Here is a 24,990-nt window from a genome sequence, read left to right on the forward strand (position 1 = left end):
ACGTTCCGCTTCGCGGGACGCGCTGTGCGATGCTGCTGGGATGATCGACCGGCCCACCGTGCTCATACACCGCCTGGCAGGCCGGGACCTCTCCCCCGCCGACGGGCTCTCCGCGCTGCTGACCGCGTACCACTTGCGTACCGAGGCCGAGAAGGGCCTCACCGTCGACCGTGCGGACGCGCTGCCCGCGCGCTATCGCGCGGAGATCCTGTCGCCGCAGAGCGCCTTCGCCGACGACGTCGTGGTGATCGCCAGAAGCGAGGGCGCGCCAGTGGGCTGCCTGGTGGTGACCGCCCCGGTCGACGGGCGGACGGAGATCAAACGGCTGTGGGTGGATCCTGCGATGCGGGGCGCCGGCATCGCGTCCTCGCTGGTCGGGTGCGCGCTGGATCACGCGGCACAGATCGGCGCGGGTCCGGTGGCGCTCTCCGTGTGGAGCTGGCGTACGGGAGCCATCGCGCTCTACGAGCGGCTCGGCTTCACCACGGTCGACTCGTGGGACGCCCGCGACGGGCTGGTCTGCATGGAACACGCCTGAATCCGGCGATCCCCCGCATCGCCGGAGCCGGACGGACACCGCGTCGGCCGGCCCCCGGAGGGTCCGGCCGACGCAGGGATACGGCGTGTCCCCGTGGTGCTCATCAGGTGATGAGGCACTCCGCCGGGCGATGCACGGCCCGACGGGTCACCTCACGTACGCGTCCGGAACGACAGACCCTAGCGGTCGAAGTAGTCCGGCTGCGTCTGGACGTTGAGCTCGTCCAACCGCACCCTCTTCGCCGGGTCGGTCCGCCGGTCGTCGAGCTTCAGCACGTCGAAGCCCTTGGCGATGTCGTTGCTGTAGATGTGGCCGTTGTAGTAGTACGCGGACCACGGACCGGCGGTGGTGACCCGGTCCAGGGTGACGGGACCGCGCTCGAAGAACGCGATCTCCTTCGGCTCGGCGGAGTTGGTGAAGTCCCACACCGAGACGCCGCCCTGGTACCACGCCTGGACCATCAGGTCGCGGCCCTTGACCGGGATGATCGAACCGTTGTGGGCGACGCAGACCTCGGCGTCGGCCTGGTGGCGATCGATCTTGAAGTAGCTGCGGAAGACCAGCTTGCGGTGGTCGCCGCGGCCGACGATGTCGTAGATGCCGTCGGCGCCACGGTTCGGGCCGATCGCCTCGTTGCAGGTCGCCGCGCCGCCGCCACCGAGCTCGTCGGTGAAGACGACCTTGTTGGCACCCTGGTTGAAGGTCGCCGAGTGCCAGAACGCGAAGTTCACGTTGTCCTGAACACGGTCGATGATCTTCGGGTTCTCCGGGTCCTCGATCGAGAACAGGAGGCCGTCACCCATGCAGGCGCCGGCAGCCAGGTCCTTCGAAGGCAGCACGGTGATGTCGTGGCAGCCGGTCGTCTTGGAGACGCCCGGGTTGGTCGGCGCGCCCGGGTTCCCGCCGTCCGCGAAGAGCACCGGGAAGTTCACGATCCGGGCTTCCTCGGGGGCGCTGCGCGGCACCTTGATGACGGAGATTCCGTCATGCGGCGGCTGGCAGTCGGGGAACGTCTCGTTCGGCGAGTACGAGGAAACGTAGATGTACACGTTCGAACGCTTGGGAACCAGCGTGTGGGTGTGCGAACCGCACGCGGTCTCGACAGCGGCGACGTACTTCGGGTTGGTCTTGTCGCTGATGTCGAAGATCTTCATGCCCTCCCAGGAGGACTTCTCCGTGGCGGGCTGAGAGGTGCTCGCACACGAGTTGTCGCTGCGCGAGGAGTCGGTGGAGAGGAAGAGCAGGTCGCCGGAGACCGTGATGTCGTTCTGCGATCCGGGACAGAGCACCTGCGCGACGGTCTTCGGGGACGACGGCCTGCTGATGTCGTAGATCACGAAGCCGTCGTAGTTGCCGGAGAAGGCGTACTTCCCCTGGAACGCCAGGTCCGAGTTGGTGCCCTTGAGGGCGTCCTTCGGAACGTTGGCGAGGTGCTTGATGTTCGGGCTGTGGACGATCTCGTCCACGCCGGGTATCTCGCCGCTCTGGATCGCGGCCGTGGCTTCGGCCTCCTGGCCGGCGGAGATGCCCTTGCGGGTGGTGGGGGCATCACCGGGATCGGGCGTCGCGACGGCGGTTCCGGCGGTCAGCAGAGTGGCGAAGAGCCCGGCCGCGGCTGCTGCCACACCCAGACGTCTGCGCCGCACGCGGGTGGTGTGCAACGAGGTCACTGTGTCCTCCCTAGTATCCGTTCATAGTTGAACGGGTTCACGGACCCCGGCAGTATCGTCCCTTCCATGTGCACATCAACAGATGGCAACAGAGACGTAATAAAAGTTTTTGATCACTGCCCTGTGGAAGCGTGTTAGGACGGTGTGCAACACACCCATGTGGCACAGGAGGTCGCCGTGTTGATCCGCCGTCAGACCCGACGCATGCGCGGAGCCGCTCTCGCGACAGCGGTCGCAGCTGCCCTTCTCACCCTCGGCGCCTGCGACTCGGGGAGCGGGGACAAGGACGCGAACGCCAAGGCGGACAAGGGCCCTTCGGTGGTGGCGCCCGGAAAACCGGGCGAGCCCGCCCGGCGCCTCTCCGCCGACGAGGCCCGGAAGGAAGTCGGGGTTCCGGCCCCCAACTCCGCGGACTTCCGCTACGCGCAGATGATGATCGAGCACCACGCGCAGGCTCTGGTGATGACGGATCTCGTCGCCGACCGCGCGGGCTCCTCGACGGTCGAACGCTTCGCGGATCGCATCGCATCAGGTCAGAAGCCTGAAATCGCCGCGATGGAAGGTTGGCTGAAAAAGAACGGTGGGGACAAGCGCAAGCCGACCCACGACCACTCCACGATGCCGGGCATGGCGACGGAGGCGCAGCTGAAGGAACTGCGTGCCGCACGCGGCAAGACCTTCGACGAGCTCTTCCTCAAGATGATGATCACCCACCACCAGGGAGCGATCACCATGGCGACGGAGGCCCTCTCCGAGGGCAACGACGTGCCGATCGAGGAGATGGCGACGGATGTCGTCGCCCAGCAGACGGTGGAGATCGACCGGATGCGCTCCCTGCTGAAGTGACGGCCGCGGCGGCCGGAGAAGCCGGGCCCGCGACCCTCCCTCGATCCGTGCGGCGGTGCGATGCTGGAAGCAGCCCGCGGGAAGAGGTGCGCCGTGCTCCGTGTCGCCGTCATCGGTTCGGGCCCCAGTGGGGTCTACACCGCCCAGGCCCTGACCCAGCAGACCCTGGTGCCGGACGTGCGGGTGCACGTCCTGGACCGGCTGCCGACGCCGTACGGGCTGGTGCGCTACGGCGTCGCACCCGACCACGAGAAGATCAAGTCCCTCCAGAACAGCCTCCGGGCCGTTCTGGAGGACGAACGGATCACCTTCGTCGGCCATGTCGAGGTGGGCGGGGAGACGGGGCTCTCACCCGACCGGCTCAATGAGCTCTACCACGCGGTCGTCTACTGCGTGGGGGCGGCGACCGACCGCGGCCTGTCGGTGCCCGGCGAGGATCTGCCCGGCAGCTTCTCCGCCACGCAGTTCGTCTCCTGGTACAGCGCGCACCCGGATGCGGTCGTCGACGGTTTCGCGCTCCGGGCCCGCTCCGCCGTGGTGATCGGGGTGGGCAACGTGGCGGTCGACGTGGCGCGGATCCTGGCGCGCGGCGCGGACGAGCTCAGATCCACCGACGTGCCACCCGCCGCGCTGAGCGCGCTCGCGGGCAGTCTCGTGCGCGATGTGCACATCGCGGGCAGGCGCGGCCCCTCGCAGGCCCGGTTCACCACCAAGGAGCTGCGGGAACTCGGCGCGCTGCCGCGGGCCCGGATGCTCGTGGACGCCGCGGAGCTCGCCCGCGACCCGGCGTACAGGGCACCCGCGGGCGGCCCGGACACGCCACCGCTGCCCGCCGTGGTGCGGCGCAATCTCGAAGTCCTCCGCGGCTGGGCCACGGAGCCGCCGTCCGCCACGGCCGAGCGGCTCCGCCGCATCCATCTCCGGTTCTTCCTGCGGCCGGTGGAGCTGCTGGAACGCGCGGGGCGGGTCGCGGGCGTGCGGTTCGCGCACACGATGCCGGACGGCGCGGGCGGCGTACGGGACACGGGTACGTACGAGGACGTCGAGGCCGGGCTCGTCCTGCGGGCCGTCGGCTACCGGGGGCTGCCGCTGCCCGGCCTGCCCTTCGACAGCGCGCGCGGAACCGTGCCCCATCTGGCGGGGCGGGTCCTCAGGAACGGGGCGCCCTCACCCGGTGAGTACGTCGCGGGGTGGATCAAGCGGGGGCCGACCGGCGTGATCGGCTCGAACCGTTCGTGCGCCAAGGAGACCGTCGCCTCACTGATCGAGGACGCTCCCCTCCTGCTGCGGCGGTCCGTCGCGGCCGATCCGCTCAACACCCTGCGGAGCTGGGGGCTGCGGCCCGTCGAATGGGACGGCTGGCTGGCGATCGAGCGCGCCGAGGCGGCACTCGGGCGCTCGCTCGGCCGCGGGCAGGTGAAGATCCCGGACTGGGCCGGTCTGCTCGACGCGGCGCGGGGCGACGCGGACTGATCCGGGACGACGGGGGTGCGGGCCGCCGGACGCGTGGGTCAGCCCGGAAGTACGGCGCCGAGGCGTTCCGCCTGCCGGTCCGCGGCGGCGAGCACGGTGGCGAGGAGTCCCGGGAAGAGTGCGTCCAGGTCCTCCGTGCGCAAGCTGCTCACCTTGGCGGTGCCCCGGTAGGTCTGGTGGATGACCCCGCTCTCGCGCAGGACCCGGAAGTGGTGCGTGGTGGTGGACTTGGACACCGGAAGGTCGAACGTGGAGCAGGCCAACTGATCCTCCGTACCCGCCAGTTGCCGGACGATGCGCAGCCGGACGGGGTCGGCGAGGGCGTGCAGGACGCCCTCGACACGGATCTCGTCACGGGCGGGATGGGCCAGTGCGCGGGAGCCGGCCGCGGTCTCGGGGTCTGCGGTGGTGGCGCTTGCGGGGGTCACGGTGGCTCCACTTCGTCCAGGGAACTCCATTGTACGAGAGTCGTCGTAGTTCCGGGACAGGGAGGCGCCGGGGCGGTTGCGCCGCCCAAGAGCCGCGCCGCACCGGTCACTTCCGTGTCGCCACGACCAGCCGGGCACGGGGGCTGCCGTCCGGACGGGTGCCGAGGTCGGTCAGCGGCACCAGCCGCACGGTGAATCCCGCACCGACCAGATCGTCGAGGACATCGGGGAGCGGAAAGGTCCGGTAGTACATGACGAAGGTCGGCCGCCACAACGCGTTGCGCACCCGCATCGCCAGGTCGAAGCCCAAGAGCGTCCAGTACGTCTTCGAGCCCACCGCGGGCGGCGCTCCGATCGGAAAGACGAACCGGCCGCCGGGCCGCAGCGAGGCGTACACCTGCGCGAAGAGGGCAGGCCGCTCCTTCGGCAGGAAGTGCCCGAACGCTCCGAGGCTGAGGGCCACGTCGAAGGCGGGCGCGAACGGCAGGGCCAGCGCGTCCGCCCGCACCCAGTCGACCGCCGGACCGGTGCCGGACCTGTCCTCGCGGGCCAGGGCGGACCGGCCGGCGGCCAGCATGCCCGCACTGAAATCGACACCGGTGACCCGCTCACCGCACACCCGGCGCAGCACGCTCACCCCCGCCCCGGTGCCGCAGCAGACATCGAGTCCCGTGCCGAACGGCCCGAGCGGCCGGAGCTCACGGGTGACCGCGTCGAGCACGCGGTCCGGGGTCCGGTAGGGGGTCAGGTCGAACTTCGGGGCGAGCAGGTCGTATCCGCGCTCGATGGAGGAGAGCGCCTGGACGGCCAGTTCGCGGAGCGTGGGGCCCTCTGGAGTGAACATCGCGGGTCAGCGTACCCAGCACGGGCCCCGGAGCGGGGCGGGACGCGGCGTCAGACGGCCCAGCCGTACTGCTCGGGCACGTGCACCGCTCCACTGCCCAGTTCGCGCGCGGCGTTGCGGGCGAAGTAGGGGTCCCGCAGCAGTTCCCTGCCGAGCAGCACGGCATCCGCCCGGTTGTCGGCGAGGATCTTGTCGGCCTGGACGGGGTCGGTGATCAGACCGACCGCGGCCACGGGGAGACCCGCCTCGGCGCGGACGCGCTCGGCGAACGGCACCTGGTAGCCGGGGCCGACGGGGATGCTCGCCCGGGGCGCGAGCCCGCCGGTCGAGACGTCGAGCAGGTCGACTCCGTGCGCCCGCAGCTCGCGCGCGAAGCGGACCGTGTCGTCGCCCGTCCAGCCTTCCCGCTCGTCGTCGGCGTTCTCGGTGAGCCAGTCGGTGGCGGAGATCCGGAAGAACAGCGGAAGTTCCTCGGGCCACACCGCGCGCACCGCGTCGACGACCTCCAGCGCGAAGCGGGTGCGGTTCTCGAACGAGCCTCCGTAGGCGTCGGTGCGGTGGTTGCTGTGCGGGGAGAGGAACTCGCCGATCAGATATCCGTGCGCGCCGTGCACCTCGGCGACCTGGAAGCCGGCCGCCAGCGCCCGGCGGGCGGCGTCCGCGAACTGCGCGACGATGTCGTCGATCTCCTCCGCGGTCAGCTCATGCGGAGCCGGGCGGTCGTCGTCGTACGCCACGGGGCTGGGGGCGACGGGACGCCAGCCCTCGCTGTCCGGTGCACCGGCGTCGATCGGGCCGCCGCCGCGCCAGGGGCGTTCCGTCGATCCCTTCCGGCCGGCGTGGGCGAGCTGGATCCCCGGGATGGTTCCCTGGCCGACGAGGAAGTCGGTGATCCGGCGGAACGCCTCCACCTGCGTGTCGTTCCAGAGGCCCAGGTCCGCGGGGCTGATCCGGCCCTCCGGGCTGACCGCCGTGGCCTCGACCAGGATGAGGCCGGTGCCGCCCGCGGCGCGCGCCCCGTAGTGCGCGAAGTGCCAGTCGTTGGCGACGCCCGCGTTCGGCCCGAAGACCTCGGCACTGTACTGGCACATGGGTGCCATCCAGATGCGGTTGGGAATGGTCAGCGATCGCAGGACGTAGGGCTCGAAAAGGGCGCTCACGAAGGACTCCGTTTCACCTGATGCGACGGGCACGGCAGACGCGGCGGACCAGCACCGCGCCTTGTACGAGAAACACCGTACTACGACGATCGTCGAATTACGAAGCCTCTCGTACAACCAGGACCCGCGCCCTCCCGGCGCAGCCCGCTCAGGCTTCGGCCGGCGGGCGGTACCGCAGCGTGATGTCGGCGTCGGCTGCGTACGCCTGGGTCCAGCTGCGCCCGGCGCCCGACTTCCAGGTCACCTGGGAGGTGGCCCCGTCGTTCCTGACGCTCTCCACCGTCATGGCCCGGTCCCCGTCGCGCACGTCCCCCCGGCGCAGCTCGTGCGCCTTGACGGTGACGGGCTCCGCCGACGGTGCCCGCTCCGCCTCCTCGGCGGCCCGGACGAGCGCGGCGGCGAGCTCCCTCGCCACCCCCGGCGCGCAGGACCAGGAGAGCCCCTCCGGGAGCGCGGCGAACCGGATGCCCACCCGGGCCGCGTCCGGGGCCACCTCGACGGGCACAGGGCGCCCCTGGGCGTCCTCGATCTCGATACTCATGGCTGTCGCCTCCTCGTCCCGCGCACGACCTTAGCCGTGACCTGCGGGAACCCTGACGGGGCGGACTCCCGTGCGCACCGCCTCGGCCGTCAGCCCGCGTAGACGTCCAGGCGGCCGCACATCCCGAAGCGTCCGAGGGCGAAGGGCTGTTCCGCGTGGACGGAGGCGTCGGCGAGATGGCCGGGGTCGGCGACCGCGAGGGCGTCGAGCTGGGTACGGGTCGCCTCCGCCGCGGCAGCCGCACCCCGCAGCCAGCGTTCGCGCCAGTCGTCCGTCCGGGGGCGGACGAGGGCAGCCGCGGCCCGGTGGAAAGCGGCCAGGGGCCCTGGGTCGCCCGCTTCGGCGGCGTCACGGAGGGCGAGGAAGCCCTCCACGGCGAGGTCGCGGCGGGCGCGCGCCGCCTTCTCCTGCTCGGCCTCGGTGCCGTCCACCGGTAGGTCCACGACCTCCCGGTAGACGGCGGGACCGGCCAGGAAGCGGGGCGGGAGGGTGAGCACGGCGTCCCCGGCCTCCGGCAGACCGCTGTTCTGCATGAGGACGACGATGCGCAGGCCGTCCTCGTTGACCAGGCGGTGGATGGTGCCGGGCGTGAACCACACGAGGGCTCCGGGAGAGAGCGGTGTCTGCCGGAACCCGGTCGCGGTGAGCGTCTGCACGGACCCCCTTCCGCCGACGACGACGTACCCCTCGGAGCAGGTCAGATGGAGGTGCGGGGTACCGCCGCGCAGACCGTCCGCGGCGGGCCAGTCGTAGACCCGCAGATGGGAGACGGCCACCGCACCCGGCAGCCCTTCGAAAGTCACCACAGGAGCTCCTCGGTGTCGACGCCCGGCTCGGTAAGCGCTTTCTGACGGCGCACGCTAGGCCGCGCCGGGAACAGGGTCAAGAGGGCCTGCCGGGACCCGGGGCCGCACTCGGCTGCGGAACCGTGCCATCGCCGCTCCGACCTGCGGGAACGGCTTCTCTGCGCGCCACTGTCAGTGGCCGGGTGCAGACTGGCCCGTATCCGACTCAACGGCGTTTCGGGAGGTCTCTGTCATGACCGACGTACTACTCACCGTAGGCACCCGCAAAGGACTCTTCATCGGCCGCAGGCGCGACGGTGCGTGGGAGTTCGACGGTCCGCATTTCAACGCCCAGGCGATCTACTCGATCGCGATCGACACCCGCCGTGACACCCCCCGGCTGCTCGTCGGCGGCGACAGCGCGCACTGGGGCCCCTCGGTGTTCCACTCCGACGATCTGGGTGCGACCTGGGTCGAGCCCAAGCAACCGGCGGTGAAGTTCCCCCAGTTCACCGAAGCCTCGCTGGAGAGGGTCTGGCAGCTCCATCCGGCCGGCCCCGAAGCGCCGGACGTGGTGTACGCGGGCACCGAACCGGCGGCCCTGTTCCGCTCCGAGGACGGCGGCGAGTCCTTCGAGCTGGTGCGCCCGCTGTGGGAGCACCCGACTCGTTCGAAGTGGGTGCCCGGCGGGGGCGGCGAGGGCCTGCACACCATCCTGACCGACCCGAGGGACCCCCGGGCGGTCACCGTCGCGGTCTCCACGGCGGGGGTGTTCCGCACCAAGGACGGCGGTGAGAGCTGGGCCCCGGCGAACAGAGGGGTGTCGGCGGTCTTCCTGCCGGACCCGGATCCGGAGTTCGGCCAGTGCGTCCACAAGGTGACGCGGGACGCGGCCGATCCGGACCGGCTCTATCTCCAGAACCACTGGGGCGTGTTCCGCAGCGACGACTCCGGGGACTCCTGGACGGACATCGGCGAGGGTCTGCCCTCCGACTTCGGATTCGCCGCAGCCGCCCACCCGCACCGCGGGGAGACGGCCTACATCTTCCCGATCACCGCGGACTCCGACCGCGTCCCGGCCGATCGCCGCTGCCGGGTGTTCCGTACGAGCGACGCGGGCCGGACCTGGGAACCGCTGTCGTCGGGGCTTCCGCAGGGCGCGCACTACGGCACGGTCCTGCGCGACGCGCTCTGCACGGACGACGCCGACCCGGCGGGCGTCTACTTCGGCAATCGCAACGGCGAGGTGTTCGCCAGCGCGGACGACGGCGACACCTGGCAGCAGCTCCTCTCGCATCTGCCGGACGTGCTGTGCGTACGGGCGGCGCTGATCGGCTGACCGGCACCTCACCGCGGCGCGGGGGGACGACGACGCCCTCACAGGTCAGTTGATCGGTGTGGTCGTATCACCAGTAGAGTGCGGCCCGTGGCAGCACGACCGTTGAAAGAAATCGTCGAGCCCGGGTGGGCGCAAGCCCTTGAGCCCGTGGCCGAACGCGTCGCCGCGATGGGCGACTTCCTGCGCACCGAGATCGCCGCGGGGCGCACCTACCTGCCCGCGGGACCGCATGTCCTGCGTGCGTTCCAGCAGCCGTTCGACGAGGTGCGGGTTCTGATCGTCGGTCAGGACCCGTATCCCACTCCCGGGCACGCGATCGGTCTCAGCTTCGCGGTGGCGCCGGACGTCAGTCCGCTGCCGGGCAGTCTGGAGAACATCTTCCGGGAGCTGCACGCGGACCTGGGACTCCCCAGGCCGTCCAACGGCGATCTGACACCGTGGACGCGCCAGGGGGTGCTGCTGCTCAACAGGGCGCTGACCACCGCACCCCGGCGGCCCGCGGCCCACCGCGGCAAGGGCTGGGAAGAGGTCACGGAGCAGGCCATCCGCGCGCTGGTGGCGCGGGGCACTCCCCTCGTGTCGGTGCTGTGGGGGCGTGATGCCCGCAATCTGCGCCCGCTGCTGGGCACCTACCCGGCCATCGAGTCCTCGCACCCCTCCCCCATGTCGGCGGACCGGGGCTTCTTCGGCTCACGGCCCTTCAGCCGGACCAACGAGCTGCTGGAGCGCCAGGGAGCGCAACCAGTCGACTGGCGGCTTCCGTGACGGCTCCCCCGGGCGGGTACGTCCTCGGCGTCGACTCCGGCGGATCGGGGCTGCGGGTGGCGCTCGGGTTGGTCGGGGACGAACAGCCCGTTTCGACGACGGTCTGTTCCGAACCGGTGCGGACGGGGTCCGGCGGTATCGACGCGGACCATCTGCTGGCACAACTGCTGCCCGCCGTCCGGCACCTGCTGGACGGTGCCGCGGAGCGCCGGGAGGACGGCCCCGCCGGCATCGCCGCGTTCGCGATCGGGGCGGCCGGGATGGCGACGCTCGGTGAGCAGTTGCGCGCGGAGCTGCCCGGCGCGCTCGCCGCCGAACTGGGCGTGCGGCGGATGGCACTGGCCGCCGACGCGGTGACCGCGTACGCGGGCGCGCTCGGCCAGCGGCCGGGCGCGGTGGTCGCGGGCGGCACGGGCATGATCGCGCTCGGCACGGACCTGTCGGACTGGCACAGGGCCGACGGCTGGGGACATCTTCTGGGTGACTGCGGGGGCGGGGCCTGGATCGGGCGGGCCGGGCTCGACGCGGCCATGCGCGCCCACGACGGACGGCGCGGCGGGTCACCCGCCCTGCTCGCCCGCCTGGTGGCCGTCTTCGGTCCGGCGACGGACCTGCCCGGCCTGCTCTATCCACGCACGGACCGGCCGGCGCTGCTCGCCTCCTTCGCCCCCGAGGTCGCGGCGTGCGCCGGGGACGATCCGGTCGCGGCGGGCATCCTGCGCGAGGCGGCGGCCCATATCGCCGAGACGGCCGCCGCGGTGTGTCCCGAGGCCGGACCGGAGGGTGCGGAGCAGCGCGAAGTGGCCCTCACCGGTGGCCTGTTCCGGATGGGTGACCCCCTCCTCGCGCCCCTGCGCGAAGAGCTGGCGCGACAGGTGCCGCAGGCGGTGGTGGTGCCCGCCGCGGGCGACCCGCTCACCGGTTCCCTGCGCATCGCCCGGGCGTTGGCGGGCCCCGGTCTCCGACTGCCGCTCCACCCGACCCTGCTGTTCGTGCCGAACGCGGCACCCGAGACCACGAGCGGGTCCGCGCAGGGGCATGGGCCGGGTGCCGATTAGGGATACGAGGAGCTATTCGGGAAGACATTCCGGCCGACAGAGCGGGGCAGTTGACCGCTATGCGACTCAACGGACATTAGCGGACAGATAACGCCTGACTGGGCCCTCCCCGAACAGAGGAGCACCCAAAACCAGTAGCATGCGGCGCCATGAGCACCCCCACTGGGCCCGCTTCCGGCCTGCCTGTACGAATGCCGCGACCTCGCCAGTCCGGACGGCACCGCCGCCCGGAGCCCGTGGTCGCACCCGAGGGCGCTGCCGCGCTCGTTCTTGCCGTTCCCGGTACCCCTTCTTCGGCCACGCGCAGCCTGGCCGAAGAGGTCATCAGCATCGCCCGTTCCGAGCTCCCCGGCCTGAATGCCCGGATCGGATATCTCGACGGCGACGACGCCGAGTACCCCACTCTCGCCTCCGTGCTCGCCCACGCCGCCGCAGAGCGCGTCGCGCGGTACGAGCAGGGCATCGCGGCGGGCCGTGAGGTCACCGCCCCCGAAGGTCCGTCCGCCGTCGTGGTGCCGCTTCTCGCGGGACCCGACAACGCCCTCATCCGGCGGATACGGCAGGCAGTGATGGACAGCGGCACGCAGGTGGAGCTGACCGACGTGCTCGGCCCGCACCCGCTGCTCGCCGAGGCACTGCACGTGCGCCTCTCGGAGGCCGGGCTGGCGCGCGCCGACCGCGCCAGGCTGTTCACCGTGGCGACCGCGGCGGACGGCATCGTGCTGGCCACCGTGGGCGGCGACGAGGCCGTGCAGGCCGCCGGGATCACCGGCATGCTGCTGGCCGCGCGCCTCGCCGTGCCGGTGATGGCCGCCGCGCTCGACGTGGAGGGTTCAGTCGCCTCGATCGCCGAGCAGCTGCAGAACTCCGGCTCGGCCCAGCTGGCGCTGGCGCCGTACCTGGTGGGCCCGGAGATCGACGCGAGCCTGCTGGACGCCGCGGCGAAGGAGGCCGGCTGCGCGACGGCCGAGCCGCTGGGCGCCTACCCGGCCATCGGCAAGCTGGTGCTGTCGCTCTACGCGACCGCCCTCGGCATCACCCCTGCGACGCCGCAGGGGGCGCAGGGCGCCCAGGCGCACTGATCCGCCACTGACCCGACGCACGTCGGCCGGTGCGGTACGGACCCGGGATTCCGGGTCCGTACCGCACCGGCCGTTTTCCTTGCGCGCGCCCGCCGGGGCGCGCGAGGCCCCCGGACGTCAGGCGAAGGCCACGCAGGACGGCGCGGGGACGTCCAGCGAGCCGGCGTGCTGGGGGATGCCCGTCGCGGCGTCCACGGCGAACCAGCTGACGTTTCCGGAACGCTCGTTGGCGGCGTACAGCCACTGCCCCGTGGGGTCGAGGGCCAGGCCACGGGGCCAGTGCCCACCACAGCCCACGGACGCGGCCAGGGCGGCCTTCTCGCCGGTCACGTCCAGGGTGAGGACCGAGATGCTGTCGTGCCCCCGGTTCGCGACCCACAGGAACCGCCCGTCGTGCGAGACGACCGCCTCGGACGGGTACGTGCGCTGCTCGGGACCGGTGATCACGTCGTCGGGCAGAACGGCCGTGACGGCGACCGGTTCGAGGACGCCGGTGGCCGCGTCCCAGGCGCAGACGGTGAGGGTCGGGTCGAGTTCACCGACGACATAGGCGAAGCGGCCCGCGGGATGGAAGGCCAGATGGCGGGGGCCCGAACCGGGGCTCAGCGCCGTCTCCCCGTGCAGCCTCAGCTGCCCCGTGTCCGGGTCGACCACGCAGACGCGCACCGAGTCGGTGCCGAGGTCGACGCTCAGCAGCCACTGGCCCGACGGGTCGGCCAGCACCCCGTGGGCGTGCGGGGCGGTCTGGCGGGAGGCGTCCGGCCCGCCGCCCTCGTGCAGAAGAACCGATTCGGCAGGGCCGAGCGAGCCGTCGCCCCGCACCGGGAGCACGGTGACACCGCCGGAGCCGTAGTTCGCCGTGACCACACGGCCGGCGGCGAGCGTCAGATGCGTGGGACCGTCCGCGCGCACGGACTGCGGGGTGCCCAGCAGGCGCGGTACGTCACCTGAGACGTCGAAGGCGGCAGCCGCTCCCTTCGAGGTCTCGCTGACCGCGTAGAGCGCCGTTCCGCCCGGCCCGGGGCCGAGGCCGCTCACCAGGTACGACGGGTCGGGGAGGACATCGGTGGAACCCAGCACGGTCAGCGCACCGGTCTCCCGGTCCACGGCGGCGGCGGTGATCCCCTGTCCGCCCGCCGAGGTGAACGACCCAATGAATGCCCGCCCTGCGCTGTTCCCGCTCATCGCGATACCCCTCTTCACCGTCTGCCGCGATCTTTGGGCCGACGGTAGCAGGAAGCACTTTCTGGTCCAGACCAATTGGGATCACCGGCGAACCTTTCCGGCGGCCCCCGAGGCGGCGCGGTCAGGCGGTGACGAGCGGCGCGCGCGGGGAGGTCCGCAGGGGCGCGGCAAGATCGCCCAGCGCCCGCTCCAGGGCGTGCAGGTGGGCGAGTGCGGCCTCGGCGCCGGGGTGGTGGTGCGGGGCCTGCTGAGGGACGGACAGACGGTCGGTCAGGGCCTGTCCGGGCGGCGCGAGCGCCAGCACGGCGGCCTCGACCCGGTGGCAGGCCGCGGTGAGCCGCGCGTCGTGGGAGGCGTCCGGATCGGCCGCCACCGTGGCGAGACCGCGCACCTCTCGGGCGCAGGCGTCGAGCAGCTCCAGCACCTGCCGGGCGCGCGCCTTGCGTGCCCGCAGCGGACTGGCGGGGTGCACGAGCGGGGCCAGCGACAGCCTGGCCCGACCGAGCAGCAGTTCCAGTTCGGCGGCGAGCGGTGCCGGGTCCGCCTGCTCGTCACCGGCCAGGCGCATCGCGGCGGCGCCGGTGCAGCGGTGCACACAGTGCAGCGCGCGCTGGATCCACGCCTCGGTCGTCGCATGGGTGGTGACGGGCAGGATCAGGGCGACTCCGATGACCGCGCCGAGAGCGCCGGCGGCCGTCTCCTCGAAGCGCAGCCACAGCAGTCCCGGGTGCAGGACGCCGAGGAGCCCGTACAGCAGCCCTGCCATCACGGTGACGAAGAACGTCATCCAGCTGTACGAGGGCCCGGCGGTGTAGAAGATGCCGAAGACGCACACGGCGACGAGGGCCGCCGTCGGTGCGGGTGCGCCGTGCAGCGGTACGGCGACGAGCAGGCCCACGGCGATCCCGGCGACCGTTCCCACGACCCGGCGCAGGCCGCGGACAAGCGTCTCGCCGCGCGAGGCCGTGTTGACGAAGATCCACCAGGCGGTGCCGACGGCCCAGTACCAGCGGTCCGGGGAGAGCAGCAGGCCGACCGCGAGCGCGATCGCACAGGCCGCCGTGGCCTGGAGCGCCTGGCGGGTGGTGGGCCTCGCGAGCCCCCGTCCGGAGAGCGGGGCGGGCTGGGCGGGCGGCGGGGTACGCCGCTCGATGCACCAGGCCCCGAAGCGCACGGCGCAGGAGGCCGCCACGGCCAGCGCCACCGCTCCGTACAGCTCGGGCAGCTGTCCGGGGACCGCGTGCAGGAACTGGGTGCTGAAGAACATCATGAAGCCGAAGATCCCGAGCGCGTGCCCTCGGGGGCCCCAGCGGCGCGCGTACACCCCGGCGAAGACGACGGCGAGCCAGCTGACGGACCGCAGCAGCGGCTGCCCGTGCAAGGTGCTGGCCAGGGCGAGGACGGGGAATCCGACGACCGGCAGCAGCACGGTCGTCACGGCCTGCCTGCGGACGGTCGGGTCACCGACGGTGAACAGCGCCAGGAGCGCGGCGAGCCCTCCGGTGATGGACGCGGTCAGGGACAGGCCGGCCAGTTCGGCGGCGGCCACCGCCAGCCCGATGCCGAGCACCGCACGCAGCGAGACCCGCAGTCGTACACGCCCCGGATCAGGGGCCACGAACATCCTCTTCACGACGGTCGGACCGCCCCCTTCGGCTGGAGAACACCCTCTTGTGAACGGCAAAGGCGCCGCGTAACCGGAAGCGGCTTCGTCGCCGTCCGGCGCTGCGCAGCGCCATGGATGAGTCCAGGAAAGCATCCTGCGGGACAGTGGCTCAACTCGACGAGCGTGTGCTGTGCCATTGGTACAGTGAGGATTCGTTTTACCGAGCCAGGAAGAGGCCAACGGACCATGGCTGTGGATTCGCTCGACACCCGCATCCTGCGTCTGCTGATCGAGCAGCCGCGCACCAGCGCGCGGGAGTACGCGCGCATCCTCGGGATCGCCCGCGGCACGCTCCAGGCCCGGCTCGACCGCCTGGAGCGCGACGGTGTGATCACCGGCACGGGGCCCGCGCTCTCCCCCGCCGCCCTCGGCCATCCCGTGCTCGCCTTCGTCCACCTGGAGGTCACCCAGGGACACCTGGACGAGGTGGGTGAGGCCCTCTCCGCCGTGCCGGAGATCATCGAGGCGTTCTCGACGACCGGCGGCGGCGATCTGCTGACCCGGGTCGTCGCCCGCGACAACGGACATCTGGAGGATGTGATCCAGCAGCTGATCCAGCTTCCGGGCGTGGTCAGGACCCGGACGGAGGTGGCGCTGCGCGAGCGGGTGGCGCACCGCGTGCTGCCTCTGGTCGAAGCGGTGGGCCGGACCGCCGGCGGCACGGACTGACCCTGCCCGGCATGCTGGGAGCCATGAGCTCACCGCGCACCCAGGTCCCCCGCGTCATCTTCGATCTCGACGGCACCCTCGTGGACAGCGAGCCGAACTACTACGAGGCGGGCCGCCGCCTCCTCGCCCGGTACGGGGTGGCGGATTTCAGCTGGGAGCACCACACCCGCTTCATCGGGATCGGCACCCGGGAGACCCTGACCGCGCTGCGCGCCGAGTACGGGATCCAGGCGCCGGTCGACGAACTGCTGGCCGGCAAGAACGCCCTCTATCTCGAACTGGCCGGCTCCTCCACCGAGGTCTTCCCCGAGATGCGCGCGCTCGTGGAACGCCTGCACGGTGCGGCTGTCCCGATGGCCGTGGCCTCGGGTTCGTCCCGCGAGGCGATCGGGGCGGTGCTCGCCGTCACCGGTCTCGACGCGTACATCCCCCTGTACGTCTCCGCCGAGGAGGTCCCGCACGGCAAGCCGGAGCCCGACGTGTTCCTGGAGGCCGCGCGCCGGATGGGAGCGGAACCGGCCGACTGCGTCGTGCTGGAGGACGCGGCTCCGGGCGCGGCGGCGGCGCACGCGGCGGGCATGCGCTGCCTGGCCGTCCCCTACGTGACCGCGACGGCGGGCGACCCGGCGTTCCTGGCGGCGGAACTGCTCTTCGCGGGCGGGCAGCGCGAGTTCACGGCCCGGGCCGCGTACGAGTGGCTGCTCCCGACGGGCGGCCCCGGGGCCGCCGTACCGATTGGCTGATTGCCGCCCCCACCAGGGCATCCCGTCCGTGGTGGCAGGTCACCGGTGCCAACTGCGGTCCCGCAGGCCGATATCCTGACCGGGCCGCGCACGCCTTCCTCGTCCTGATCCCGATGAGCCCGAAGAGGTCGCTTCCGCGGCTGTCGAAGCGGGCCACAGTTCGAGATTGGTGCACAGGTGCTGGTAGCTGGTCGGTACCGGTTGATATCCCCTATCGGCCGCGGCGGCATGGGCGAGGTGTGGCGCGCGACGGACGAAGTGCTCGGCCGCGCCGTCGCCGTGAAGCTGTTGCTGGGCGACCGGGACGACGCGTCGTCGGCCGCCCGGTTCCGCCTGGAGGCACAGACCGCCGCGCGGCTGAGTCACCCTCACCTGGTGGCCGTGTTCGACTTCGGGGCCTGGGAGGACCGCTTCTATCTCGTCATGGAGCTGGTCGAGGGCAGGAGTCTCAGTGATCTGCTCGCGGCCCAGGAGACGGTCCATCCGGAGTACGTGGCGCGGATCGCGGGCGAGGCCGCCGCCGGCCTGGCCGCCGCCCACCGGCAGGGCGTCGTCCACCGCGACATCAAGCCCGGAAACCTCATGCTGGACGCCGAAGGGTCGGTCAAGATAGGCGACTTCGGGATCGCCCAGTTCGTCGACGATCCCGCCACGGCACTGACCACCGCCGGACAGATCGTGGGCACGAGTCTCTATCTGGCCCCGGAGCGCGCGCTCGGCCGCACGGCCGACTCGGCGTCGGACATGTACTCCCTGGGCTGTGTGATCTACCAACTCCTGTTCGGCCACCCGCCGTTCCGCTCCGACACGGCGACGGCGACGCTCTATCAGCATGTGGACACCCCGCCCGTGCCGCTGCGTCAGCGGGGCGTGGACATCTCCCCGGCGTTCGACGCCTATCTGCTGAGCCTGCTCGCCAAGCAGCCCGAGGACCGGCCCGGCGCCCAGCAGGTGTCCGACTGGTTCCGCACCGATGCCTGGCGCGGGCGCCCGGAGCCCCTGCCTCCGCACGTCGCCCCCGCTCCGGTGCACACGTCGGCACCCTCCCCGGCGCGCGCGCCGCTCACCTCGCCGATGTCCGCGGGTACGCAGCGGTCCGGGGCCGGGCCGGACACCGCGGGCGGTTCCGCGGGCCCCACGACGTACCGGCTGCCGCAGGCCACCGGCCGAAGACGGGCTCCCGCACCCGCCCGCAGGCGGAGCACCCGTGAGGCGATCCGGCGCCGTCCACGCGTGGCCAGCGCCATCGCGGGGACGGCCGCCTTCATCGCTGCCGTGTACCTGGGCATGGTCCTGTTCGCGCCGGACCCCAGCTCCGCCGACACACCGGCCACCGACCCCACGGCGACGACCGGGCCCGTGACGCCGGCCGAGGGCGGGACGGCATCGGACGCTCCGGCCGAGGACGCCGGGCAGCAGGACGGCGTCGCCACCGAGGACGAGCAGGGCAAGGACCACAAGGACCGCCCGAAGGACAAGGACCGCAGGGAAGAGGACCAGAACGACGACTGAGGCCCGGCACGGTCCGGTGGGTTGGTTCGCCACAACCGATGACCCGGGCATGCGCGTCATACAGGGCATACCGTCGGTCCGCGGTGAATGCTGGTCGGGCGTACGCCGTGTCCGGCCGGCCCGTCCGGCTCCTCCCGCCGCGTGCGCCGATGCCGATGCCGACGAACGGGGAATTCGATGCGTGTCCGTCCTGCCCTCGCCGCCTCATCCGCGGCCGTCCTCGCCCTGCTGGCCACGTCCGGCGCTCCCGCCGCCGCCGCCCCAGGCCCCGCCGTCTGCGCGGAGAGTGCGCTCAGGGTGACCGCCACCGCCTCGCCCGACGTCACGGACGTGGTGCGGATCAGCGTCACCAACAAGGGCGCACGGCCGTGTGTCGTCGACCGGATTCCCACCGTGACCTTCGGGGACCTGGACGGTGCGGCGCTGCCGGTGCCGGACACCACGAGCGCGGCGTACCGGCTGGGCGGGGGGCGCTCCGCGTACGCGGCCGTACGCACGCTGGACCCCGCATCGACGGAGCTGCGCCTCGTGGACGGCATGACCGTCGCCGGGCATCCCGCGCACTACGGGCGGACGTTCGACGCCGCCGCCCTCGGGATGCCGGACGGGATCCGGGTCCGGGAACCCGTCACCACGTGGTGGCACTCCACGCAGGACCGGGCCGACGCGGTGCTCGCCGAGCACACCCGCTGATACGGAGTCCGGCCGGTGGCCCCGCCGCCCACCGGCCCACCGCCGTGCGGTCCACCGCCCCGGGCCGCACAGTGGAAGAAGGAGCTGTGGGCGGGAGGACCTGGCGTGAACACCGACGACGCACGGCGGACCGGTACAGGTCCGGAGCAGCACGGGAACGACGCCGCGACGGGTGACGCGCCCCGGTTCGTGGTGCAGATCCACGACGCCCGCCGCATGCACTTCGACTTCCGGCTGGAGGTCGACGGCGTACTGAAGTCCTGGGCGGTGCCCCGGGGCCCCTCGGACAATCCGCGCGACAAGCGGCTGGCCGTTCCGACGCAGGACCATCCGCTGGAGTACCGCGAGTTCGAGGGCGTCATTCCGCAGGACGAGCAAGGGGGCGGCACGGTCATCGTCTGGGACCAGGGCACCTACCGGCCGCTCAGCCACGACGAGCAGGGCACGCCCGTCTCGTTCGAAGAGGCCCTGGAGCTCGGTCACGCGACGTTCTGGCTGGACGGTGCCAAACTCCGCGGCGAATTCGCCCTCACCCGCTTCCGGGTGGGCGACGAGGCGCCGGGCGGGGGCCAGGTCGCCTGGCTGCTGATCAAGGCGAACGACAACCGGGCCGTGCACGACAGGCCCGGCACCCCCAACCCGTACCACGCAAGGTCGGCCCGCACCGGGCGCACACTGCACCAGGTCGAGGCCGCGGAGCGCGAGCACAGCGGCTGAGGCGCGGGACGGCAACGGGCGGCCGAGGTGTCCAACCGTGCGGCCGGGCCGCTATCCGTCCTCGGTGGAACGGATGTCCGCGAGCGCGTCGAGATAGAGATCCCGTTTGTCGGGGCGGGCCCGGCCGGCCGCGTGCCGGAGTGCGGGTACCGCCGCGGCGCCCATCCGGCGGAGCCCCTCGGCCGCTGCCCTGCGTACGACGGGCCGGGGATGGTCCAGCAGGACCGTCAGTGCGGGGACGGCCGGTTCCCAGCCGGCGTGGGTCAGGGTCCGGATCGCCAGGCGCAGGATGTCCGGCTGGGGGTCGTCGAGCAGGATCGCCGTGTGGTGCAGATGGGTGTGCCTCTCCAGCATCCGGCGCGAGGTCCGGTGGGCGTGGAGGCGGACCCCCGGCCTGGGGTGGGTCAGCAGGTCCTCGATCAGCTCCCGCAGTGCGGGGTCGTGGTCCGGGGCCGGGCCGCTGTGCTCCTCGGCCAGGCGGGTGAGGGCCCGGCGTACCCGTGCCGGATCGCCGGTGCGGGCCAGTTCCAGCAGGTCCTCCCGCGTGGGGCGGCTCCCCGTACCGGCCAAGCCGTCGCGGTGACGGTCCAGCGGTGTTCGCGGCGCGGCGATGTCCTCCCGTGCGGCATCCTCGCCCCGCAGCGGTCCGTCGACGAGGCGGAGTCCGTCCGCCAGGTCGTCCCGTCCTTCGGTACGGAGCCGTCGGCAGACCCGCGTCAGTGCGGACGTACGCAGCAGCGCAGGGCCGGACAGGAGGTCCAGATAGCCCCATGCCCCGTCGGCGAGGTGGCCGTCGAGGCTCTGTGCCAGCACGTCGGCGGGGGCGTTGCGCAGCGCACGCCCCGCGTCCGCCCGGAGGGCTGCGGGGCCGTGTTCCCACCACTCCAGGAGCAGCGGAATCAGCGGGACCAGGGGCCAGGAGCCGAGACGCAGCGCGACGTGCACGACCCGTTCCCTCACGATCCCCTCGCTCCGCAACTCCGTGTCGCCGAGGGCGGTCAGGGTCCGGGCCATCGCCTCGTCGACGCGTACGGTCACGCGGCCCCGGAGGAAGGCCCGGAGCACGGCCAGGGACGCCTCGGGCTCGGGCCAGGTCAGCAGCTCCCGCGCGGCGGCGTTCCGGCGGTCCGGGGCGTCGGCCTCCAGCATCGTCAGCAGACGGGCGCGCAGGGCGGTCGAGCGCGGCTGGTCGAGGTCGTCGTACCGCACGGACCTGGGGTCTTCGGACCGGGCGGAGGCCGTCTCCGCCATCGTCCACGGGGGCACGTCGAGGGGCTGAAGGTCCGTCATCCAGTCCAGGAGAGCGGCCCGGACACCTGCGTCGGCACCGGGAAAGACGTCGACGAGGGCGCTCAGGCGAACCCTTGAGTCCGGAGTGCTCCCGGAGTCGCGGCGGCGGAACTCCTCCAGGGTCTGCCGCGTACGCAGGGCCGTGTCCAGCGCCGTACGCCAGGCCGCGGCGTCGGACAGGGAGCGCTCGTGGACCGGTGTGCCTGTCCCGGCGCCCCGCTCGACGGCCTCGGGCGGCCCCACCGTGAACGCCTCGCGCAGCACGGCGGTCTCGGCCCGCCACGGATCCGCGCCGAGCCGGGCTGCCGCGAGCGCGTGGTCGAGGTCACCGCGGAGCAGCACCGCACCGCAGCCCCGGAGCAGGGTGAGCGTGGCCGTGCTTCCCGCGAGGGCGGGCGGCTGTGCACGTACGGCGTCGGCGAGGGCCGGTCGGGTCGCGGCCGGGAGCCGGGGCGCGACGGCCACGAGTACGCCGAGGAGCTGGTGCCCGTACGAGAGCCCGCCGGTGTCCCTGCCGTCGCCCGCCGTCCGTCCGAGCTCGTCGGTCAGGAGCCGGGCGGACCGGGCGAAGGCGGTCAGTTCCGCGTCGGCCCAGGGTGCGGGGCACAGCCGCAGCGCGAAGCGCAGAACGCGGTGCCGGCCCGCCGCGTCCGGCGTGGCAACGGCCAGCCGCAGCCACTGCGCCAGCGTCGGCCGCAGGTCCCGCATCCGACCGGGGGACGGCGGAACGGGGCGTACGGCGAGGCGCAGGGCGACCGGATCGCTCCACTCCCCGGCAAGGAGCGAACTGACGTCGGCGTCCGGGGATTCCCGGGGCCCGGGCCCCGGAGCCGTGGGTGCGGTGACGCCGTGCCCGGCCATCGCCTCCGCGAGGTCCCCGGCCGTCCCGGAGCCGAGGGTGACCCGGCCGGCGGCAAGCAGGGTGAGCAGGGCGGGTACGGCCGGGGATTCCTGCTCGTCCAGCGCCAGGACGGAGCGTGCCGACAGCATGCCGTCGAGTGCCTCCAGCAGGAGGGCGCGGGTTCTCTCGTCGTCGGCTCCTTCGGCTGCCGCGAGGACGGTCGCCGCGAACGCCCCGCCGAGGACAGCGCGCAACGCCTCGACGAGGGAGGCCCGCAGACCCGGATTGTCGTGGCGGCCCAGGACGGAGAGGAGCTTCGGTACGGCGGCGGGGGCGCCGGCCCGTGCCAGGGCCGAGGCCGCGGTCTTCCTGACGTTCATGGTGGGGTGATCGAGGCAGGCGGCGATCGGCAGGCAGGCCCAGCGGGCGCGCGCGTGTCCGAGGGCGAGGAGCGCCTGGCGTACGGTCTGGACGTCCTGCGCCCGGGTCAGAGCGATCAGGGTCGCCGACAGTGCCTGCGCGTCGTGCCCCTCGGCGTCCCTGGCGAGCAGCGCGATCACCTGCTTGCGTACGTGCCGGTCGCGGTGGCGCAGGAACCGGTGCACGCGGGGACGGGTGTGCGCGGAGGGTGCCTGGAGCAACAGCTTGAGCAGGATGGCCTGTTCCCCGGCGGACAGCCCCGGCCGCTCCAGCAGATCGAGCGCCAGGGAGGCGACGAGCGCGTGGCCCGCCTCGCGCGCGTCCGCCGTGCCGAGCAGGCAGACCGGCCGGATTCGCTGCCGCGCGCGGAGCCGACCGCCGAGGGCGTGCACCGCGTCGACGATCTCCTGGGGCACGGACGGCTCGCCGACGGCTCGGCCGTCGTCCGTCGGCGGGTCGTCGGCCAGTGCTTCCCACGAGGCCGCGAGTCCGCCCACGACGCGCAGCAGCAGATCGGCGACGGCGGGCAGAGCGCCCGCGCTCCCGCGCGCTGCCAGCCCGCACAGGGCCACCACCGGGTCGTCGGGGTCCGGGCGGGAGCCGAGGAGGGCGAGTTCCTGCTCGTCGGGGCCGCCGAGATCGGCGGCGATGCGGGCCGGCACCTCGGCGGGATCGAGGCGGCCGAGGATGTCGCGCCGCCGTCGTGGATCCGCGTTCAGGTGCCACAGCAGCTCAAGCGCCCGGTTCCGCACGGAACGGAACGGCGGTGCGATCGCTCCGGCGGCCGTCGTCAGCCCCAGTCCTTCGGCGAGCGCCGCCACCGTACGCTGCCCCCCTATGGCCTCCAGTGTGTCGAGGGCTGCCCCGGGGACGACGGGCAGCAGCGCCAGCACGGCTTCCTCGGCGTCCGTATGACGCAGTGCGCGGATCGCGTCGAGGAACGGCCCGGGTTCGGGCGCCGACGGGAGTACGCGGGTGAGGGCCGCCCCGATCGGGAGCTCCCCGGTGCCCTGCCCGGCGAGGGCGACGAGCAGGGCGAGCCGGCGCGGCCAGCCCGGATCGTCGGCGGGCGCGTCCACCAGTTCGCGGAACAGCTCCTCACGGCAGGTGAACAGCACGGTCGCGAAGGCATGGGCCGGGATCGAGTGGTCGGCCAGCGCCAGGCCGACGAGAGCGCGGACGTGCCGGACGCCGGGGAAGTGGCCGCGCCGGTGGAGGCCGCGCAGACAGGCCGTCACGGGACCGCCGAGAAGCAGCGGATCCTCCGCGGCGATCGCCGTCAGGTCATCGATGTCCCCGCGTTCCGCAAGACCGCCCAGGAGCTCCATACCCCGCCGGCGCAGGCCCGGCGGATGTTCCGGATCCTCGGTCACCTGCCGGAGCACGGAGGCGTGCCCGTGGTGGGCCGCGGCGTCGAGCGCGGCGGCGGCCACCTCGGGGCTCGTGGTTTCCCGGCCGGTGGTGAGGAACGCGGCGAGACGTACCGCAGGCAGTGGCTCCGTGGCGGCCCACGGCTCGGTGAGTGCGGCCAGCGCCGCGGTGACCACGGCAGCACTGTCCGCGTCGAGCAACCGCGTCAGGTGCGCGCGCACCTGCGCGGGAGCCAGAAGTCCGGCGTACAGACCCTGCCGGGCCAGCCGCAGGGACTCGGCCTGCAGAACGGAGTCGCCACTGCCCACCAGTTCGGCCACGAGGTCCGCAGGACGGTGCGCGTGCGCGACGTCCGCTTCCCGTACGGCCTGGTAGAGCGGCTCCCCCGGGATCTCGTCCCGGATCACTGCCGGTCCGTTGAGCAACTCGGCCCGCAGCCAGGCGATCCGGACCCGTGCGGGCAGCGCGGCGGCACGCCACTCGGGCCGGCGGCGCCCCCGCAGATGAGGGCCGAGCCGCTCGTGGAGCTCCGCCAGGACGAGCCATTCCTCCGGTGACTCGGCCGCCCCCCGGCCGGGACCGGGATCGGGGAGCAGCGTGGCGAGTTGGGCCAGGTCCGCCCCGCGCGTGCACCGGTCCGGCGCGACGCGTTCGGCGAGCATCGTCAGTCCCAGATACCGCACGCGCCGGTCGCGGTGCCGGACGACGCGTCCCAGAACGGCCGTCGGGCAGGTCCGGGGGTCGAGGTGGCGGGCCAGCCATCCGACGTCGGCCTGCCGGATCGCCTGATGGAGCTGTTCGTCTGCGGGCGTCGTCACACCCGGATACTAGGCAGGCCGCCCGCGGCCCCTCCATCGAGTTGATGCCCCCTGGCGTCAGGGGACCGCGGCTCCTTGTGCACGGCCCTGGCCGCGAGTTGCTCGCGCAGCCGGGTCAGTCGGGCGATCTCCGCGTCGAGTACGGCGAGGCGGCGCTCCACGACTCCGGCGCCACCCCTGTCCGCACCACACCCGTCCGCCCCGCGCACATCTGGCCCGCCCACATCTGGCCCGCCCACGTCAGCCCCGCCCACGTCCCCGAACGTTCCGCAGCGCCGCTGGGGGTCCTCCAGCAGCAGGTCCAGCCGGTCCGCGCAGCTGTGTACGTCCTCGACGGTGAGGCCCTGCGACAGCAGCACGCGGATGACCCGGATCCGGGCGACGTCGCGCGGGCCGTACTGGCGCTGCCCCGTGGCGCTGCGTGACGGCGGGGGCAGCAGCCCCCGTTCCTCGTAGAACCTGAGCGCCCGCGGCGTGGTCCCCGCCGCTGCCGCCGCGTCCCCGATCCGCATCCGCCACCCCCACTGCTCCCGATG

The 24,990-nt window shown here is 72.9% G+C and carries 22 protein-coding genes; 12 read left to right on the plus strand and 10 right to left on the minus strand.

The window, feature by feature from the left end; translation table 11 throughout:
• Nucleotides 1-40 precede the first annotated feature (40 nt).
• Entirely contained in the window at nucleotides 41-538 is a 498-nt protein-coding gene (locus OG230_RS03995; protein WP_328908731.1) for a GNAT family N-acetyltransferase, read from the plus strand.
• A 179-nt stretch (nucleotides 539-717) separates the two neighbouring features.
• On the opposite strand, the gene OG230_RS04000 is transcribed toward OG230_RS03995, so the two are convergent.
• On the minus strand, nucleotides 718-2,208 hold the full coding sequence (locus OG230_RS04000) for an LVIVD repeat-containing protein (RefSeq protein ID WP_328908732.1): 1,491 nt from the start codon (nucleotides 2,206-2,208) through the stop codon (nucleotides 718-720).
• Between the two features lie 159 nt (nucleotides 2,209-2,367).
• Between OG230_RS04000 and OG230_RS04005 the strand changes: the two genes are divergently transcribed.
• Complete coding sequence (locus OG230_RS04005; protein WP_328911293.1) at nucleotides 2,368-3,054, plus strand: DUF305 domain-containing protein; 687 nt, start codon at nucleotides 2,368-2,370, stop codon at nucleotides 3,052-3,054.
• Between the two features lie 93 nt (nucleotides 3,055-3,147).
• Nucleotides 3,148-4,527 carry an FAD-dependent oxidoreductase gene (locus OG230_RS04010; RefSeq protein ID WP_328908733.1) on the plus strand — a complete coding sequence of 460 codons (1,380 nt, stop codon included), beginning with the start codon at nucleotides 3,148-3,150 and terminating at the stop codon, nucleotides 4,525-4,527.
• Nucleotides 4,528-4,565: 38 nt separating this feature from the next.
• On the opposite strand, the gene OG230_RS04015 is transcribed toward OG230_RS04010, so the two are convergent.
• The 5 genes from OG230_RS04015 to OG230_RS04035 form a co-directional block, all read right to left on the minus strand.
• Nucleotides 4,566-4,955, minus strand: coding sequence for an ArsR/SmtB family transcription factor (locus tag OG230_RS04015; RefSeq protein ID WP_328908734.1), 390 nt, complete (start codon nucleotides 4,953-4,955; stop codon nucleotides 4,566-4,568).
• 106 nt (nucleotides 4,956-5,061) lie between these two features.
• Nucleotides 5,062-5,799 carry a class I SAM-dependent methyltransferase gene (locus OG230_RS04020; RefSeq protein ID WP_328908735.1) on the minus strand — a complete coding sequence of 246 codons (738 nt, stop codon included), beginning with the start codon at nucleotides 5,797-5,799 and terminating at the stop codon, nucleotides 5,062-5,064.
• A 50-nt stretch (nucleotides 5,800-5,849) separates the two neighbouring features.
• On the minus strand, nucleotides 5,850-6,959 hold the full coding sequence (locus tag OG230_RS04025) for an NADH:flavin oxidoreductase/NADH oxidase (protein ID WP_328908736.1): 1,110 nt from the start codon (nucleotides 6,957-6,959) through the stop codon (nucleotides 5,850-5,852).
• 148 nt (nucleotides 6,960-7,107) lie between these two features.
• The gene (locus OG230_RS04030) at nucleotides 7,108-7,500 is read right to left on the minus strand and encodes a hypothetical protein (protein WP_328908737.1); all 393 of its coding nucleotides are present in this window, start codon (nucleotides 7,498-7,500) and stop codon (nucleotides 7,108-7,110) included.
• A gap of 89 nt (nucleotides 7,501-7,589) precedes the next feature.
• Nucleotides 7,590-8,306, minus strand: coding sequence for a cupin domain-containing protein (locus tag OG230_RS04035; protein WP_328908738.1), 717 nt, complete (start codon nucleotides 8,304-8,306; stop codon nucleotides 7,590-7,592).
• A 232-nt stretch (nucleotides 8,307-8,538) separates the two neighbouring features.
• Between OG230_RS04035 and OG230_RS04040 the strand changes: the two genes are divergently transcribed.
• The 4 genes from OG230_RS04040 to OG230_RS04055 all read left to right on the plus strand — a co-directional run bounded on the left by OG230_RS04040 (nucleotide 8,539) and on the right by OG230_RS04055 (nucleotide 12,529).
• Nucleotides 8,539-9,624, plus strand: a complete 1,086-nt coding sequence (locus tag OG230_RS04040; RefSeq protein ID WP_328908739.1) for a WD40/YVTN/BNR-like repeat-containing protein — start codon at nucleotides 8,539-8,541, stop codon at nucleotides 9,622-9,624.
• Nucleotides 9,625-9,711: 87 nt separating this feature from the next.
• Entirely contained in the window at nucleotides 9,712-10,389 is a 678-nt protein-coding gene (locus OG230_RS04045; protein WP_328908740.1) for a uracil-DNA glycosylase, read from the plus strand.
• Nucleotides 10,374-11,447 carry an N-acetylglucosamine kinase gene (locus OG230_RS04050; protein ID WP_328911294.1) on the plus strand — a complete coding sequence of 358 codons (1,074 nt, stop codon included), beginning with the start codon at nucleotides 10,374-10,376 and terminating at the stop codon, nucleotides 11,445-11,447. Before OG230_RS04045 ends, OG230_RS04050 begins: the two co-directional genes overlap by 16 nt.
• A 149-nt stretch (nucleotides 11,448-11,596) precedes the next feature.
• Entirely contained in the window at nucleotides 11,597-12,529 is a 933-nt protein-coding gene (locus OG230_RS04055) for a sirohydrochlorin chelatase (RefSeq protein ID WP_328908741.1), read from the plus strand.
• Between the two features lie 117 nt (nucleotides 12,530-12,646).
• Here OG230_RS04055 and OG230_RS04060 read toward each other — a convergent pair whose 3' ends face one another.
• Complete coding sequence (locus tag OG230_RS04060; protein WP_328908742.1) at nucleotides 12,647-13,714, minus strand: lactonase family protein; 1,068 nt, start codon at nucleotides 13,712-13,714, stop codon at nucleotides 12,647-12,649.
• 121 nt (nucleotides 13,715-13,835) lie between these two features.
• On the minus strand, nucleotides 13,836-15,338 hold the full coding sequence (locus OG230_RS04065; protein WP_328911295.1) for an FUSC family protein: 1,503 nt from the start codon (nucleotides 15,336-15,338) through the stop codon (nucleotides 13,836-13,838).
• Nucleotides 15,339-15,566: 228 nt separating this feature from the next.
• On the opposite strand from OG230_RS04065, the gene OG230_RS04070 reads away from it, so the two are divergent.
• The 5 genes from OG230_RS04070 to OG230_RS04090 all read left to right on the plus strand — a co-directional run bounded on the left by OG230_RS04070 (nucleotide 15,567) and on the right by OG230_RS04090 (nucleotide 19,714).
• A complete protein-coding gene (locus OG230_RS04070; protein ID WP_328908743.1) occupies nucleotides 15,567-16,049 on the plus strand; it encodes an Lrp/AsnC family transcriptional regulator in 483 nt (160 codons plus the stop codon).
• Between the two features lie 23 nt (nucleotides 16,050-16,072).
• Nucleotides 16,073-16,792, plus strand: coding sequence for an HAD family hydrolase (locus OG230_RS04075; protein WP_328908744.1), 720 nt, complete (start codon nucleotides 16,073-16,075; stop codon nucleotides 16,790-16,792).
• Between the two features lie 228 nt (nucleotides 16,793-17,020).
• Nucleotides 17,021-18,304, plus strand: coding sequence for a serine/threonine-protein kinase (locus tag OG230_RS04080; protein ID WP_328908745.1), 1,284 nt, complete (start codon nucleotides 17,021-17,023; stop codon nucleotides 18,302-18,304).
• Nucleotides 18,305-18,481: 177 nt separating this feature from the next.
• Nucleotides 18,482-18,997 (plus strand): DUF4232 domain-containing protein, encoded by a 516-nt coding sequence (locus tag OG230_RS04085; protein ID WP_328908746.1) that lies wholly within the window; start codon nucleotides 18,482-18,484, stop codon nucleotides 18,995-18,997.
• A gap of 189 nt (nucleotides 18,998-19,186) precedes the next feature.
• A complete protein-coding gene (locus OG230_RS04090) occupies nucleotides 19,187-19,714 on the plus strand; it encodes a DNA polymerase ligase N-terminal domain-containing protein (RefSeq protein WP_328911296.1) in 528 nt (175 codons plus the stop codon).
• 51 nt (nucleotides 19,715-19,765) lie between these two features.
• Here the strand turns inward: OG230_RS04090 and OG230_RS04095 are convergent, their stop codons facing one another.
• Entirely contained in the window at nucleotides 19,766-24,454 is a 4,689-nt protein-coding gene (locus OG230_RS04095; protein WP_328908747.1) for a HEAT repeat domain-containing protein, read from the minus strand.
• Complete coding sequence (locus OG230_RS04100; protein ID WP_328908748.1) at nucleotides 24,451-24,966, minus strand: MerR family transcriptional regulator; 516 nt, start codon at nucleotides 24,964-24,966, stop codon at nucleotides 24,451-24,453. The genes OG230_RS04095 and OG230_RS04100 overlap by 4 nt, the downstream gene beginning before the upstream one ends.
• Between the last annotated feature and the right edge of the window lie 24 nt (nucleotides 24,967-24,990).

The sequence above is a fragment of the Streptomyces sp. NBC_00234 genome, from assembly GCF_036195325.1.
In the GTDB taxonomy this organism is placed as follows: Bacteria; Actinomycetota; Actinomycetes; order Streptomycetales; family Streptomycetaceae; genus Streptomyces.